The organism is Agrobacterium sp. CG674 (assembly GCF_053521645.1).
Genome location: NZ_JBNWDZ010000002.1, coordinates 519908 through 535623 on the forward strand (window position 1 = coordinate 519908; position 15716 = coordinate 535623).

Consider the following 15716-nt stretch of genomic DNA (forward strand, 5'->3'; position numbering starts at 1 on the left):
GCTCTTGCCAAGGTCGCCGATATTTTGCGATCAAGCAGAATAGGCGCGATTTATTGTCGCGCATGAACCAGGGCGCGGGGGATCGAGTTTGTCCTGGATCAAAACAGAGCTGGAGGACTCATGCGACTTTCAACGAAATCAGCGCAGAGGATGGTGTAGCGGTGAGTGAGCACGTAAATGATCATGACGCTGCGGGTGAACCCACCCGTCGCGATTTTCTCTATTTGGTAACTGGCATGGCGGGCGCTGTCGGCGTTGGCGCTGCTGTGTGGCCATTTATCGACCAGATGCGTCCTGATGCGTCCACCCTGGCGCTTGCATCTATCGAAGTGAATGTGGCGAGCGTCGAGCCGGGCATGTCGTTGACTGTCAAATGGCGCGGCAAGCCGATCTTCATTCGTAACCGCACGCCGAAAGAGATCGAAGAAGCAAACGCCGTCCAGCTGGCCGAGCTGAAAGATCCGGTTGCGCGCAACGCCAACCTCGACGCCGCAGCGCAGGCGACCGATGTGGATCGTTCCGCCGGTGCCGGCAAGGAAAACTGGATCGTCATGGTCGGTTCCTGCACGCATCTGGGCTGTGTTCCGCTGGGTCAGGCCGGTGATTTTGGCGGGTGGTTCTGTCCCTGCCATGGCTCGCACTACGATACGGCGGGCCGCATTCGCAAAGGTCCGGCGCCGGAAAACCTGCACATTCCGACCTTCGCATTTACATCCGATACCGTGATCAAGATCGGATAAGGGGACATTTAAATGAGTGGTCATTCCAGTTATCAGCCCTCGACCGGTATCGAAAGATGGGTCGATTCGCGCCTGCCGCTACCACGTATGGTCTATGATAGTTTCATAGCCTATCCGGTTCCGCGTAACCTCAATTACGCCTACACATTCGGCGCCATGCTCGCCGTCATGCTGATCGTGCAGATCCTGACCGGCGTCGTGCTGGCCATGCATTATGCCGCAGAAACGACGGTCGCTTTCAACTCCGTTGAAAAGATCATGCGTGACGTGAACCATGGCTGGCTGTTGCGTTACATGCACGCCAACGGTGCTTCCTTCTTCTTCATCGCGGTTTACCTTCATATTGCCCGTGGCCTTTACTACGGCTCCTACAAGGCGCCGCGTGAAATCCTCTGGATTCTCGGCTGCATCATCTTCCTTCTGATGATGGCGACCGGCTTCATGGGTTACGTTCTGCCTTGGGGTCAGATGTCCTTCTGGGGTGCAACGGTTATCACAGGCTTCTTCACCGCCTTTCCTGGCGTGGGCGAGTGGATCCAGCAGTTCCTGCTCGGTGGCTTTGCCGTTGACCAGCCAACGCTGAACCGCTTCTTTGCGCTTCACTATCTTCTGCCCTTCATGATCGTCGGTGTGGTTATCCTCCACATCTGGGCGCTGCACGTGACAGGCCAGACGAACCCGACAGGCGTTGAGGTCAAGACGAAGACGGACACGGTTCCGTTTACGCCTTACGCAACACTGAAAGATGCGCTGGGCATTTCCATCTTCCTGCTCGTCTACGCATATTTCGTCTTCTACATGCCAAACTTCCTCGGCCACGCTGATAACTACATCATGGCTGATGCGCTGAAGACACCTGCGCATATCGTGCCGGAATGGTACTTCCTGCCGTTCTACGCCATGCTGCGCGCCATCACCTTCAATGTCGGCCCGATCGACTCCAAGCTTGGTGGCGTTCTGGTGATGTTTGGTGCGATCGTTGTTCTGTTCTTCCTGCCATGGCTTGATACATCCAAGGTTCGCTCCGCTGTCTACCGCCCATGGTACAAGATGTTCTTCTGGGTCTTCGTGGTGAACTCCATCATGCTCGGCTGGCTCGGCTCGCGCCCTGCAGAAGGCACCTACGTTACGCTTTCGCAGATCGGAACGGTTTACTACTTCGGCTTCTTCCTCGTCATCATGCCGCTTCTCGGCCTGTTCGAGACGCCAAGACGCATCCCGAATTCCATCACTGAGGCTGTTCTGGAAAAGAACGGCAAGACTGCCGCGGCGCCTGCTGCTGCTGTCAAGATATGAGCGCGAAAGAAGGACGATTACAATGAAAAAGCTTGTAACGAGCATCGCGCTTATCGCTCTCATGGGTGGCTTCGGTTCTGCGGTATCCGCAGAAGAGGGTCACGATCTCAAGGCGCAGACAGAGCATGCGATTGCGGGTGGGCACTTCCCCATCCTCAAGCCGCATGAAGAAAAATGGTCTTTCGCCGGTCCATTCGGAAAGTATGACAAGGCACAGCTTCAGCGTGGATTGAAGGTCTACAAGGAAGTCTGTTCCGCCTGCCATTCCATGAGCCTCGTATCCTTCCGCACGTTGGAAGGTCTTGGATATTCGGAAGACCAGGTCAAAGCATTCGCTGCCGAATATGAAGTGCAGGATGGCCCGAACGCCGATGGTGAAATGTTCACCCGCAAGGCCGTTCCATCCGATCACTTCCCGTCGCCTTATGCGAACAAGGAAGCGGCTGCAGCATCCAACGGCGGCGCTGCACCACCGGATATGTCGCTGCTTGCCAAGGCACGCGGTATCGAGCGTGGCTTTCCGCAGTTTCTTATCGACATGATCCCCGTTGTTGGTGGATATCAGGAAGGCGGACCGGATTATATCCATGCTCTGCTCACCGGCTATCAGGACGCTCCTGCCGGTATCGAAGTTGCCGAAGGCACGCACTTCAATCCTTACTTCAACAGCGCGATTGCGCTGAAGATGGCGCCCCCGATCAGCAGCGACCAGGTGACCTATGACGATGGCACACCGCAGACGCTGGACCAGTATTCGCAGGACGTTTCCGCGTTCCTGATGTGGGCTGCAGAGCCGCATCTGGAAGAGCGCAAGCGCACCGGTTTCATGGTCATCATCTTCCTGCTGATCTTCACCGCACTGATTTACCTGACCAAAAAGTCGGTCTATTCCAGAACAGAGCACTGATTGTTTCTGCATTGATGAGTTGGAAGCCCTTTCGGTTAAGACCGGGAGGGCTTTTCTCTTTGTGGGATATCAGAAGCTGTTAAACCCGTGGTCACAACGATGAATTTTCGGTTGTTGTCTATTGGTCTGCCGCGTCCGAATAGGTAAAGTCGCAGGACATTCGACCCCTCCTGAAACCATCGGAATTTTCATGACCGCTATTGCCTCGGAACTTGCTGCTGCCATTCGTTCCATCAACGATTATCCCAAGCCCGGGATCATCTTCCGTGACATCACCACGCTGCTCGGCAATCCGCGTGCATTTCGCCGTGCTGTCGATGAGTTGGTGCAGCCCTATGCCGGAATGAAGATCGACAAGATCGCTGGCATGGAAGCACGCGGCTTCATTCTGGGCGGTGCTGTGGCGCATCAGTTGTCCGCTGGCTTCGTGCCGATCCGCAAGAAGGGCAAGCTTCCGCACACCACGGTCCGTGTGGCCTATAGCCTGGAATACGGCGTCGATGAGATGGAGATGCATGTGGACGCCGTACAGCCCGGGGAGAAGGTCATTCTGGTGGATGATCTGATCGCGACCGGTGGCACGGCTGAAGGTGCGGTCAAGCTTCTGCGTCAGATGGGTGCCGAGATCGTATCCGCCTGCTTCGTCATCGACCTACCGGATCTGGGCGGTCGTAAAAAGCTTGAGGATCTTGGTGTCGACGTGCGGACGCTGGTGGAATTTTCCGGTCACTGATCCGGATCGCCCTTGAACGGCAAGGGCGACGCCGAAATTGTGTCGCCCTATTCGAATTCCAGAACATTGCTCTGGAATGTCACAACCGTCTCACCGTGCTGGTTGACGCCTTCGTTGAGGGTCGTGTTCAAAAGCACGCCGGGCCGGGAGGCCAGAGGGCGTGATGCGATCATCGTCGCGAAATAGGTCACGTCGTCGCCGGCATAGACGGGGCGTAGCCATTTTAGATTGCGAAAGCCCGGGGAGGGGCCAAGCTTGGGTGGTTCGATACCTTCCGAGGTCAGGCGTCTAACCTCTTTGCCCCAATAGGCTAGAAAGCACTTCATCCACGACGCGCTGGTTTGCCAACCGGATGCGCAGAGACCTTCGAAGACTGAGTTCTTTGCCGCGTCAGCGTCGAGATGGAACGGCTGCGGATCAAACTTCGTCGCGTAGCGAATGATGGATTCGGCGGAAAAATGGACCGTACCAAGTTCAAGTTTCACATCCGTCGGGTAAAGCTCGATAAATTTCATGATGTCGCTTTCCCTGCCGTGGCCAGCATGGCGTTCACTTCTGCCACGCAGACGGTCTCGCCGCGCTGGTTCTGCAATTCATGGCGCAATTTGATAACGCCCATGTCGGGGCGAGAGCGGGAGACGCGCTGTTCGACAACGGTCGATGTGCCGCTGAGCGTGTCATCGGCCAGAACCGGTTTTTTCCATTCGACAAAATCGACGCCAAGCCCCGCCTGTGATGGCGCGTCCTTCATGTAGCTGTCCACCGTCATGCGCATCACCATGCCGCATGTGTGCCAGCCAGAGGCTGCAAGCCCGCCGAGAATACTGGCTTTGCCTGCTTCTTCAGAGAGGTGCATCGGCTGCGGATCGAATTCCATCGCAAATTCAATAATTTCGTCTGCGGTCACTGTTTTCGGCCCCAGCGGAAAACTCCGACCGGGCGTAAAATCTTCAAAGGCATATTTCACTCGCGAGCTCCTCCTTCGCTGACTTCGACCAGAACGTAAACTAGCTTCGCGGTTTACGTAAAGGTAAAATAGGCGCACGCATGCAGAATTTTGAGTGCCAAAACGTAAACGGCCCGCGACGAAGCGCGGGCCGTTTGTTTCAATAGATGGTCAAATCAGGTGTTGAAGCGGAAGTGGATCACGTCGCCGTCATGCACCACATATTCCTTGCCTTCATCGCGACCCTTGCCTGCTTCCTTGGCGCCGACTTCACCCTTGAAGGCGACGTAATCGTCATAGGCAATGGTGAAGGCGCGGATGAAGCCGCGTTCGAAATCGGTGTGGATCACACCGGCAGCGCCGGGTGCCTTGGTGCCGCGCACGATGGTCCAAGCGCGGGTTTCCTTGGGGCCTACGGTGAAATAGGTGATGAGGTCCAGCAGCTGGTAACCAGCGCGAATCAGGCGGTCGAGACCGGCTTCTTCAAGGCCCAGAGCCGAGAGGAATTCTTTGGATTCTTCTTCGGGCAGCTGCGCCACTTCAGACTCGATGGCAGCAGAGATGATGACGCATTCCGCACCCTGCGCCTTGGCCATTTCAGCCACGGCCTTGGTGTGCTCGTTGCCATCAACAGCGTCGCCTTCCGCCACGTTGCAAACATAAAGCACCGGGTGCGATGTCAGAAGGTTGAGACCCCTCAGCACTTCGATCTCGTCGTCTGCCAGTGTCTTCAGCAAAAGGCGGGCAGGCTTGCCGTCGTTGAGCAGCTTGATAACCGCTTCCATGACGGGCAATTGCGCCAGCGAATCCTTGTCCTTGGAGGAGGCGCGCTTGCGGGTCTGCTCAACGCGACGTTCAAGGCTTTCCAGATCGGCCAGCATCAGCTCGGTTTCAATCGTGTCGGCATCGCCAACAGGGTTGATGCGGCCCTCGACATGGGTGATGTCATCATCTTCGAAGCAGCGCAGAACGTGAACTACGGCATCGACTTCGCGAATGTTGGCAAGGAACTTGTTGCCCAGACCTTCGCCCTTGGATGCGCCACGCACCAGGCCGGCAATATCCACGAAGGAGATGCGTGTGGGTATGAGTTCCTTGGAGCCTGCAATATCAGCCAAAACCCGCATGCGTGGGTCCGGCACGGCCACTTCACCCGTGTTGGGCTCGATTGTGCAGAAGGGATAGTTTGCCGCCTGTGCAGCCGCTGTTTTCGTCAGCGCATTGAAAAGTGTGGATTTGCCCACATTGGGCAGACCGACGATACCGCATTTGAAGCCCATGGCTTGAACCTGCCTCTGTTCTCTTGAAAATTCCGTTAGTCGAGCCTTTTGCGGAAAGGGCAGGGCAAGGTCAAGCCTTGAAGCCGCAAACCTCAAGGATTCCCCGCAAAAGCAGCTTAGACAGCAGGTTGCCCCATGCCCAACCATCCCGAAATCAGTGCCCAACCGCCATAGATAAGCGCGACACTTGTCAACACGGAGAAAACTGCGAGAACAAGGCCTGCCAGCACGGCCACATCATCACGCTGTGCTAACCCCAAGGCGATGGCGAGAACCGCAAGACCCGGCAGGACGTTACCGAAGGGAATGGGCAGTGCTATCAGCACCGCCATGATGAAGACGACTACGCCAAGCCCGGCCGAGCCCAGCATTCGGGTCAGCACATGGCCGCGTGGGCGCAACAGGCTTTCCAGCTTCGCCAGACGCGGCGCGGCTTTTTCCGCCGTCACTTCAATGATGGACCGCGACACGGAAAGGCGACCGAGAAAGGCCGGTAGCTTCATGCTCTTCGCGCCAAAAATGATCTGCAGCGATAAAATGGCAAGCGCGGTACCGAAAATCATGCCCGCTGGAATGCCCGGCGTTGGAATGATTGCGGGGATTGCGAACACCAGCAAGACAAAGGCAATCGCCTTGTCTCCGAGTTTATCCAGCAGCCCGGCCAGCGTAACCTTTTCCGGCAGCTCCTGCGGCAGCCGATGCAACAGCTGCGCCATGGTCTGGTGGGGAATATCCTCACGCATGGATGGGATATTCGCGTCGGGCAGGAAAGATGCGGGGATTGGCGTCTGATGTTTTCATCAGCGTGAAATGGGTATGCTGCAAAAAGTTTCAAGCGGCGACGTACTTGCGGCCCACTATCTCAGTCCTTCTTAGCAAACATCCGTTTCAGCATTTCGGCCATTGGCCCGGTTTCCGGCAGCTTCTTCGGTTGGGCAAAATTGCGCGCTGCGTGGATATGCGATTGCGCGGCGGGCTTTGCGGGGCCTGCGGCTTTCTTTTCCTCGGACTTCACGCCAGCGGCCAGCGCCAGCTTGTTCATCAGTTGGGAATCCTCGCCCTTTACCAGCATTTCTGCATTCTCGGCGATGGCATCGATTAGAGGCTCCAGCCACACCTTGTCAGCCTTGGCGAAGTCTCCCAGCACGTGGCCGTTCACACGCTCCTTGTCGCCGGGATGGCCGATGCCCAGCCGCAGGCGGCGATACTCCTTGCCGCAATGGGCGTCGATGGATTTGAGGCCATTGTGACCGCCATGTCCGCCACCAACCTTGATGCGGGCGCGACCTGCGACCAGATCCAGCTCATCATGGATGGCAATGATGTCGCCGATCTTGACCTTGTAGAAGCGCATCGCTTCCCCGACGGACTCGCCCGAGAGGTTCATGAACGTCAAAGGCTTGAGGAGAAGCACCTTTTCCCCTGCGATCTCGCCTTCGGAAATCTCGGCCTTGAACTTTTTCGACCATGGCGCAAAAGAGGGCAGGCGCTGTAGCGCATCGACAGCCATGAAACCGATATTGTGTCGATTGCCCGCATATTGCGTGCCGGGATTGCCGAGGCCTGCAATGATGATCATGGACGCTTCCGCTTCGTTCGTTGGACCGATGCCTTCACCATCGAAAAATGGAGCGGAAGTCAACGCTTTTGTCGCGGCATTTGGCTAGGGACGCGTTATGAGGCCGTGTTTTTCAAAGATCTGCCACTGGGTTCCGTCCGAAATCATGGTGTTGAGGACATCCTGCATTTTGGCGATGAGAGGGTCAGGAACAGAGAGATTACAAGCCATGCCGAGGCTCTGATGGGTCAGAACAGCCACTTCGACAAACTCGCCGGGCGTAAGTTTGTTTAAAGAGCTTTCTGACATGGGCATCAGATCAATCCGCCCCGCCGCCAGCTTCAGCAATGTCGTGTCAAAATCTGCGCTAAGATCGATCCGCTTGAAATCGAGGGATTTCAGGATCGACTCGGTATAGTCTGTGCGCTGCGTTCCCACGACATAGGCCTTGGCATCCTCCAGACTGTTGATCTGCAGGCCGTGGTCCTTGCGCGCAACCAGAATGTTGCGATCCGTATGGAGAGGGAAAACCCATTTAAACTGGCGCTGGCGTGCTGGCGTGCGGGCTGCTGCTGCAACGCAATGCATGGGTTCGGATTGGGCCGAGGCCAAAGCTCTGGCCCAGGGCAATATCTCCGCCTGATATTCAATGCCGCTGCGCTCGAATATGATTTTCAGCTGGTCCATATAGACGCCGCTCGGGCGTCCCTGACTGTCCCTTACATTGTAGGGCGGGTAGTTTTCAGTTGAAATGTGCAGCCGCTCGGCTGAGGCCGGTAGGGCTGCGGCAAACAACAGCAGTGCTAATAGAGTTCGCAACATTGACGTTCATCCTCCCCGATGACGTTACGTCCTGACATTTGCCGTTCGTGGTAGTCCCTGCTGTTCGAAAGCAGCCATGAAGGTGCTGATGGGCTGCGGTCTTGCGTAAAGATATCCCTGTCCGCAATCTACGCCAATATCTTTCAGCATCGCTTCTTCTTCTGCTGTCTCAATTCCTTCGGCAATCACGATGCAGTTCATTCTGTGCGAAATGGCGTTTATGCCTTCCACAAGCATACGGCTTCTGTGGCTGATCTCCGCCACTTCATCCCGGATGGAGCGCGTAAACGACTGGTCGATCTTGATGATATCGATCGGGAAGCGGTTGAGATAGCTCAGCGATGAATAGCCGGTGCCAAAGTCATCCAGCGCGATCCGGCATCCCAGTTCGCGAATGGCGCTCAGAACGGCGCGAATTTGCGGGTCGTCATGCATCAGCACGGCTTCGGTAATCTCCACCACCAGCCGGTTGGGCAAAATGCCGTAACGGTACAGCAGGCCGGCAATGCGTGTGGGCAAACCGGGTTCGAACTGAAGCGCAGAGAAATTCACGGCAACATAGGCATTAAAATAGGCGGGGACATGCGAAATAGCGGCCAGATCACGCAAGGCGTGTTCAAGGATCGCGGTGCCGATGCGTCTTATCGTGCCATTTTCCTCAGCAACATTGATGATGGCTGCGGGCGAAAGAATGCCCTTGCGTGGGTGGTTGAGGCGCATCAATGCCTCAAAGCCAACAGTTTCGCCATTGGTCAGGTTGCGAATAGGCTGGAAATGCGCCTCCAGCCAGTCGCCTTCCAGCGCCTGTTCAACATCCTGCTCAATGTCTGCCCGCTCTCGCGCCTGCGACATGATGGACGGATCGAACATCTGTGCGCCGTTCTTGCCCGCACGTTTCTTGCTGTACATGGCCATATCGGCATTCTGCAGCAGTTCGGACGCCGTTTTTGCGTGGGTTGGGTAAAGCGCCAGACCGATGCTGGCACTCAGCCGCACATTGTGGCCTACAGCGTCGAAAGGCGTATCGAAAATCGAGCAAATGGCATCGCAGAGCTTGCTGGCGCGTCCATCAGCCATCGGTCCTGTCAGCAGGATAGCAAACTCGTCACCGCCCAGCCTCGATGCCGTATCGAGCGGGGTGAGAAGCCCCTTTAGGCGGTCGACAAAGGTCCGGAGGACGGCATCACCCGCCGCATGGCCAAGATTGTCGTTGATCATCTTGAAGCGGTCGAGGTCGATGAACAGACACGCAAGCTCGGTATTGTTCGCATCGGCGTCGAGAATCTTCTCATCGAGGATGGCTTCGAAGCCCTGGCGATTGAAAAGTCCCGTGAGGTGGTCGGAAATGGCCTGCAACCGATTGCGTTGTTCCGAGCGGCGAAGCTCGGTCACGTCTGTCATGACGCTCAAGCCCTCGGAGCGATGGTGGCCGTCCCCAAGGTCCAGCGTTTTCTCCGCAATCAGCACGTCCATGTGGCGGCCATCGCCGCATTGAAAGTGGAGCGTCAGTTCGGAACTGCCTGCGCTAGTGTCAGCCGTTGCTTCATGGTGTTTGCGCAACACAAACCGTGCCCGATCTTCTGGTACGATCAGTTCGGCGAAGCTGCGGCCCAGAACATCTTCGCGCTGGTAGCCAGTGGCCTCCACCCAGTAATCGCTGACGGCGGCGATACGGTCTGCCGGGTCGAGGGAGAACAACATGGCTGGAGTGCGATTGTAGATCTCGGTCGTGCGCAGATGCGCCTTCTTGATTTCCTGTTCTTCCCGTTCCAGCTGAATCTGCATTTCGTTGAAGCTGCGCGCCAGCCGCCCCATTTCGTCCTTGGAGCGCCAGTCGACATGGTGGCGGGAGCCGAGCCTGCGTGTCGCCTCGATTGCCGCAGTCAGCCGCAGCAACGGTTTCATCACCATCAACCGGTTGCCGATGATGGCTGCGGTGAACAGGGTGAAAATCGCCAGAATGAAAATCGAGATGAAGGCCAGCTCAATGTTGCTCAGCGAGTTGAACAGCCCGACATTTTGAAAGAAAACGGTGATGGTGCCGACCTTTGTCTCACCATCCAGATTCTTGTAAGCGATGTCGCGTGAGATTGAGGACGTATCGCCTGAGGCAACGGAACCTGCTGTCTGGGTAATGTCCAGATGACCAAGCGTATCGCGGACTTTCACCATGTAGACGGCGGGATCGGTGACGAGTGTGCCTGTGATCTGGTTGATCGTTTCGTCATCAAGGTCCCAAAGCGGGCGGCCAAGTGCCTGCGAATTGGCGACAAGCAGGATTTCCAGGCGATCTCGCTGGGTGGCAATCGACTCATGGTGAGAAAGCATAAGCAGAATAGTGAACAGCGGCGCGACCAACGCAAGAAGTGCGCCGGAAACAATCGCGATAAAGCGACTTTCAACGGAATGGGTCATCTGCAGCTATATCGTCCTTTGTCCTTCAAACCCTTGCCGCAGAGATGCGATAAAAGCTTCATGTTCGAATTACGACGCGTCCGATAGTCGGTGCAAAGCCTTGGCGTGGCTCCACAACCGACAATACGCAAAGTCGTAAACCCAAAGCTTTGACTTATCGTTTCCGGGCATGATTAACCCTTGCTGAAGAGAGGGCCGAAACGGCCGGTGTTGCTGTTTCGTTGTGGAAAAAGTCCATAAAAAATGCCCCGCATCTTGCGATGCGAGGCATTAAAGAAAGAGCGATGGACAGCGCAGATGCGCTGAACAGATTACTCGGAAGCGCCTTCTGCTGCTTCTTCCGTTTCATCAGCAACTGCAACAGTTGGTGCAGCAATTGTCGCAACTGTGAAGTCGCGGTCAGTGATGACAGGAGAAACGTTCTTTGGCAGCTTGATGTGCGAAATGTGAATGCTATCGCCGACCTTGAAGCCATCGAGGTCAACCGTGATTGCTTCAGGAATATCATCTGCAGGCACGTGGGCTTCGATTGTGTGACGAACGATGTTCAGAACGCCACCTGTCTTGATGCCAGACTTCTCTTCGTTGATGAAGTGAACTGGAATTTCAACAGTGACCTGCGCGTTGCCAGATACGCGAAGGAAATCGACGTGCATCATGAAATCGCGGACCGGGTCGCGCTGGTAATCCTTTGGCAGGACCTTGTAGATCTGGCCGTCAACGTTGATCGTTGCGACAGTCGTCATGAAACCACCGGCCTGAACGCGCTTGGTGACTTCATTTGTCGAGATAGCGATAGAAACCGGGGCTTGCTTGTCACCGTAGATGACAGCAGGAATCAAACCGTTGCGACGAAGTTCACGAGAGGACCCCTTACCAACTCGTTCGCGCGCCTCGGCCTTGAGCTCATACGATTCTTTGCTCATGGCATAATCCTTTTAGGTTGTCTGGAGAGTTCATTCCGGCGTGCCGGATCAAACTGGAGAAAGCTCTTTCAAAAGCCGTCTCGCCCGCGTTGCCTCCAAGGGTGTCTACACGGATGCGGGCGCTATAGTATAAAGACGGTTTAAAGGCAAGTCCGTTCAGCCCCGGCCTGCGTCACAGCCACACCTTATGCCCGGCAACCGCGCCGCATCAACACGGATAACGCTTTTTTTCGTTGAAAGCGACACGCATCAGGTGCACCATCGGTTCGAGATCGGGAGGAGATCATGACCAACGGCACGGCACATGCTGACCACGTGTATCGAAACGCCAGCCAGCCTTCGGCTGCGGCAAGTTCACCCATCATTGCATCGTGGCGGCGGTGCATGACCATGCACCATCTGGCACCTGAACAAAGCAGCGAGCCCATCTTCCTGGGCGATGCGGAGTTTCGCCGGGCCCGGGAAATCTCGGCACGCCTGATTGCCGAAAGTGCCGACGAGCTGGACCGCATTTTCCTCAGCGTCGGCAAGGCCGGTTGTTGCCTTTTGTTGACGGATGCGGATGGCGTTGCGCTGGAGCGGCGCGGTGCGGCAACGGATGATCGGGATTTTCGCAGGCTTGGCCTGTGGTCCGGTGCCGTCTGGAGCGAAGCGAGTGTCGGCACCAATGGCATCGGCACGGCGCTGGCCGATGAGCGGTCCGTGACCATCTACCGCGACCAGCATTTCTTCTCGTCCAATATCAATCTTTCCTGCACCACCGCGCCCATTCGCGATCATCTCGGCCATGTCACCGGCGCACTGGACATTTCCACCTGCCGCGATGACGTCAATGATCTCACATTCTCTATGCTGACCCAGGCGGTGCGTGATGCTGCCCAGCGCATCGAGGGCAATCTGTTCCGGGCGGCATTCCCCGGTGCCCGCATCCTCATGCTGCCATCTGGTCAATCGGCTGCGCTGTCGCTTCTGGCCGTGGATCAGGATGATATCATGCTTGGCGCCACACGGGCTGCACGTCTGGCCTTGAAGCTGGATGATGCGCATCTGGCGGCTGGTATTCCGGCGTCGGATGCCCTGCGGGAAGAGCGCCACGACAAGGGGGCAGAGCTGGCTGAGGCCGAGCGTGCAGCGCTTCGCCGGGTTCTGGCGCGTGCCGAGGGCAATATCAGCAAGGCCGCAACTCTGCTGGGGATTAGCCGCGCCACGCTTCACCGGAAGATGAAGAGGCTCGCGGTCCACTAAGGTACATCTGTCGCATATGTGAAACACTGTGCACTGCGGTATTGCGACGGCACCCTATGAAGGCCAGAATTCTGGGTTCACCATCCTTCCCAGGCGATCCGATACAGGTCGCATTTCATCAGGGAGGATGAACGCATGAACATTCAGGTCCAGCAAAAAGCCGGCGAAGCCCCATTCAAATTGAAATACGGAAATTATATTGGCGGCCAGTGGGTGGAGCCGAAATCCGGACGTTATATGGATAACCTGTCACCCGTGACGGGCCAGAAGATTTGCGAAGTTCCCCGTTCCGACGCCAGCGATATCGAGTTTGCACTGGATGCTGCGCACAAGGCGCGCGCCGCTTGGGGAACGACGAGTGCTACTGAACGCTCCAACATACTGTTGAAGATCGCGCAGCGCATCGAGGACAATCTCGAACTTATTGCGCGGGCCGAGACATGGGACAATGGCAAGCCGCTGCGTGAAACCACGCATGCCGATATTCCACTCGCGATTGACCATTTCCGTTATTTCGCCGGTTGTATCCGTGCACAGGAAGGCTCGATCGGTCAGATTGACAATGACACGGTCGCTTACCATTTCCACGAACCGCTTGGTGTCGTCGGTCAGATCATTCCGTGGAACTTCCCGATTCTGATGGCGACATGGAAGCTTGCACCGGCGCTCGCTGCTGGCAACTGCGTGGTTCTGAAGCCTGCAGAACAGACGCCAGCATCCATTTTGCTCGTCATGGAGCTGATCGAGGACCTGCTGCCGCCAGGCGTTGTCAACATCGTCAACGGTCTTGGCCTTGAAGCCGGAAAGCCGCTGGCGCAGAGCAACCGCATTGCCAAGATTGCTTTCACCGGCTCGACCTCGGTCGGCAAGGAAATCATGCGCTATGCCGCTGATAACGTCACCAACATCACGCTGGAGCTGGGCGGTAAGTCCCCCAACATCTTCTTTGCGGATGTGATGAACGAGGATGATGCGTTTCTCGACAAGGCACTCGAAGGCTTTGCCATGTTCGCGCTCAACCAGGGTGAGGTTTGCACATGCCCGTCCCGCGCTCTGGTGCACGAATCGATCTATGATCGCTTCATGGAAAAGGCCATCAAGCGCGTCGAGGCCATCAGCCAGGATGACCCGCTGAACGCCGCCACCATGATCGGCGCTCAGGCTTCGCAAGAGCAGTTCGACAAGATCATGAGCTATCTGGAGATCGGCAAAAAGGAAGGCGCGAAAGTGCTGACTGGCGGCGACAAGAAATCGCTATCCGGCAATCTGAAAGACGGCTTCTACATCCAGCCGACGGTGTTTGAAGGCAACAACAAGATGCGGGTGTTCCAGGAGGAAATCTTCGGCCCCGTCGTATCCGTCACCACCTTCAAGACGGTCGAGGAAGCCATCGAAATCGCCAATGACACGGTCTATGGCCTTGGCGCCGGCGTGTGGAGCCGCGACACCAATCTTGCTTATCGGGCAGGGCGTGGCATCGAAGCCGGTCGCGTCTGGACAAATTGCTACCACGCCTATCCGGCTGGTGCAGCGTTTGGCGGTTACAAGCAATCGGGCATTGGTCGCGAAACCCACAAGATGATGCTGGATCACTACCAGCAGACCAAGAACCTGCTGGTGTCCTACAGCCCCAACAAGCTTGGCTTCTTCTGAGGTCAGCCGTTTTCAAACGCCAAACAGCAAAAAGCCGGGGCAGATGCTCCGGCTTTTTCATTGGTACGATGATCGTAAAATATCAGTCGAAGAGGCCAGAAACGGACTGTTCCATGGCCGTGCGGTTGATCGCTTCGCCGAGCAGGGTGGCGGTGGTGATCACGCGGATATTGTGCGCGGATTGCACGGCGGTCGTTGGCTGAATGCTGTCTGTGATAACAAGTTCACGCAGCTTGGAGGATGCCACGCGCGCAACTGCGCCGCCGGACAGAACCCCGTGGGTGATGTAGGCGGTAACGCTGGTCGCGCCATTCTTGAGAAGGGCTTCAGCCGCGTTGCAGAGCGTGCCGCCGGAATCGACGATATCGTCCATCAGCAGGCAGTCCTTGCCAGTCACATCACCAATCACGTTCATGACTTCAGATTCGCCGGGACGATCACGGCGCTTGTCGACGATGGCCAGCAGACAGTCCAGACGCTTTGCCAGCGAACGGGCACGAACAACACCGCCAACGTCAGGCGAAACGACCACGACGTTCTTGGTGTCGTAATGTTCCTTCACGTCGCGCGCCAGAATAGGCGCGGCGAAGAGGTTGTCGGTTGGAATGTCGAAGAAGCCTTGGATCTGTCCAGCATGCAGGTCCAGCGTCAGAACGCGGTCTGCACCGGCTTCGGTAATCAGGTTGGCAACAAGCTTTGCCGAAATCGGTGTGCGGGGGCCAGCCTTGCGGTCCTGCCGAGCGTAACCGAAATAGGGAAGAACCGCCGTGATGCGTCTTGCCGATGAACGACGCATGGCGTCGATCATGATCAGCAGTTCCATCAGGTGGTCATTGGCCGGGAAAGACGTGGACTGAACGAGGAAGACATCCTCGCCGCGCACGTTTTCTGAGATTTCTACGAATATTTCCTGGTCAGCAAACCGCTTTACAGTGGCATTTCCAAGAGGGACATTCAGATACTTGCAGATCGCTTCGGCCAGATGCCGGTTCGAATTGCCTGCGAAAACCTTCATTGTTGCCGCCTGTTTCCATGCCAATGCTGAAGATCCTACAACGTTGCTCGCTGTGGTCTCCGCGTCGTTCTACGGGAAGGAATACCCGACCCGAATGGGTGCCGGACATGCCGTTTTGCCATGGGCGCTTTAATAGCGGTGTTGCCCGTGAATGCAATAGGTCAGAGGGTGTTAGCCTTA

The 15716-nt window shown here is 56.4% G+C and carries 15 protein-coding genes; 6 read left to right on the forward strand and 9 right to left on the reverse strand.

Annotated elements, in window-relative coordinates:
- The first annotated feature begins 161 nt into the window (after positions 1-161).
- The 4 genes from petA to ACQZ51_RS07670 all read left to right on the forward strand — a co-directional run bounded on the left by petA (position 162) and on the right by ACQZ51_RS07670 (position 3676).
- Positions 162-740: a ubiquinol-cytochrome c reductase iron-sulfur subunit gene (petA, locus tag ACQZ51_RS07655; RefSeq protein ID WP_042617320.1), complete on the forward strand. Its 579-nt coding sequence runs from the start codon at positions 162-164 to the stop codon at positions 738-740.
- Positions 741-752: 12 nt separating this feature from the next.
- A complete protein-coding gene (locus tag ACQZ51_RS07660) occupies positions 753-2036 on the forward strand; it encodes a cytochrome b (protein WP_448776272.1) in 1284 nt (427 codons plus the stop codon).
- 22 nt (positions 2037-2058) lie between these two features.
- Entirely contained in the window at positions 2059-2943 is an 885-nt protein-coding gene (locus ACQZ51_RS07665; protein WP_448776273.1) for a cytochrome c1, read from the forward strand.
- Between the two features lie 190 nt (positions 2944-3133).
- Entirely contained in the window at positions 3134-3676 is a 543-nt protein-coding gene (locus ACQZ51_RS07670; protein WP_042617317.1) for an adenine phosphoribosyltransferase, read from the forward strand.
- 47 nt (positions 3677-3723) lie between these two features.
- On the opposite strand, the gene ACQZ51_RS07675 is transcribed toward ACQZ51_RS07670, so the two are convergent.
- From ACQZ51_RS07675 to ACQZ51_RS07710, 8 genes are all read right to left on the reverse strand, one after another.
- Positions 3724-4191, reverse strand: a complete 468-nt coding sequence (locus ACQZ51_RS07675) for a MaoC family dehydratase (protein WP_448776274.1) — start codon at positions 4189-4191, stop codon at positions 3724-3726.
- Complete coding sequence (locus ACQZ51_RS07680; protein ID WP_448776275.1) at positions 4188-4643, reverse strand: MaoC family dehydratase; 456 nt, start codon at positions 4641-4643, stop codon at positions 4188-4190. Before ACQZ51_RS07680 ends, ACQZ51_RS07675 begins: the two co-directional genes overlap by 4 nt.
- A gap of 155 nt (positions 4644-4798) precedes the next feature.
- Entirely contained in the window at positions 4799-5902 is a 1104-nt protein-coding gene (gene ychF / locus ACQZ51_RS07685; protein ID WP_448776276.1) for a redox-regulated ATPase YchF, read from the reverse strand.
- Positions 5903-6018: 116 nt separating this feature from the next.
- On the reverse strand, positions 6019-6645 hold the full coding sequence (locus ACQZ51_RS07690) for an exopolysaccharide biosynthesis protein (protein WP_448776277.1): 627 nt from the start codon (positions 6643-6645) through the stop codon (positions 6019-6021).
- 119 nt (positions 6646-6764) lie between these two features.
- Positions 6765-7481 (reverse strand): aminoacyl-tRNA hydrolase, encoded by a 717-nt coding sequence (gene pth / locus ACQZ51_RS07695; RefSeq protein WP_448776278.1) that lies wholly within the window; start codon positions 7479-7481, stop codon positions 6765-6767.
- An 84-nt stretch (positions 7482-7565) separates the two neighbouring features.
- On the reverse strand, positions 7566-8282 hold the full coding sequence (locus ACQZ51_RS07700) for a substrate-binding periplasmic protein (RefSeq protein ID WP_448776279.1): 717 nt from the start codon (positions 8280-8282) through the stop codon (positions 7566-7568).
- A gap of 24 nt (positions 8283-8306) precedes the next feature.
- Positions 8307-10697 (reverse strand): EAL domain-containing protein, encoded by a 2391-nt coding sequence (locus ACQZ51_RS07705; protein ID WP_448776280.1) that lies wholly within the window; start codon positions 10695-10697, stop codon positions 8307-8309.
- Between the two features lie 311 nt (positions 10698-11008).
- Entirely contained in the window at positions 11009-11623 is a 615-nt protein-coding gene (locus ACQZ51_RS07710; RefSeq protein WP_448776281.1) for a 50S ribosomal protein L25/general stress protein Ctc, read from the reverse strand.
- A 285-nt stretch (positions 11624-11908) separates the two neighbouring features.
- On the opposite strand from ACQZ51_RS07710, the gene ACQZ51_RS07715 reads away from it, so the two are divergent.
- Complete coding sequence (locus ACQZ51_RS07715; protein WP_448776282.1) at positions 11909-12868, forward strand: helix-turn-helix domain-containing protein; 960 nt, start codon at positions 11909-11911, stop codon at positions 12866-12868.
- 135 nt (positions 12869-13003) lie between these two features.
- The gene (gene adh / locus ACQZ51_RS07720) at positions 13004-14521 is read left to right on the forward strand and encodes an aldehyde dehydrogenase (protein WP_042617307.1); all 1518 of its coding nucleotides are present in this window, start codon (positions 13004-13006) and stop codon (positions 14519-14521) included.
- Between the two features lie 82 nt (positions 14522-14603).
- Here adh and ACQZ51_RS07725 read toward each other — a convergent pair whose 3' ends face one another.
- Positions 14604-15536 carry a ribose-phosphate pyrophosphokinase gene (locus ACQZ51_RS07725; RefSeq protein ID WP_042617306.1) on the reverse strand — a complete coding sequence of 311 codons (933 nt, stop codon included), beginning with the start codon at positions 15534-15536 and terminating at the stop codon, positions 14604-14606.
- Between the last annotated feature and the right edge of the window lie 180 nt (positions 15537-15716).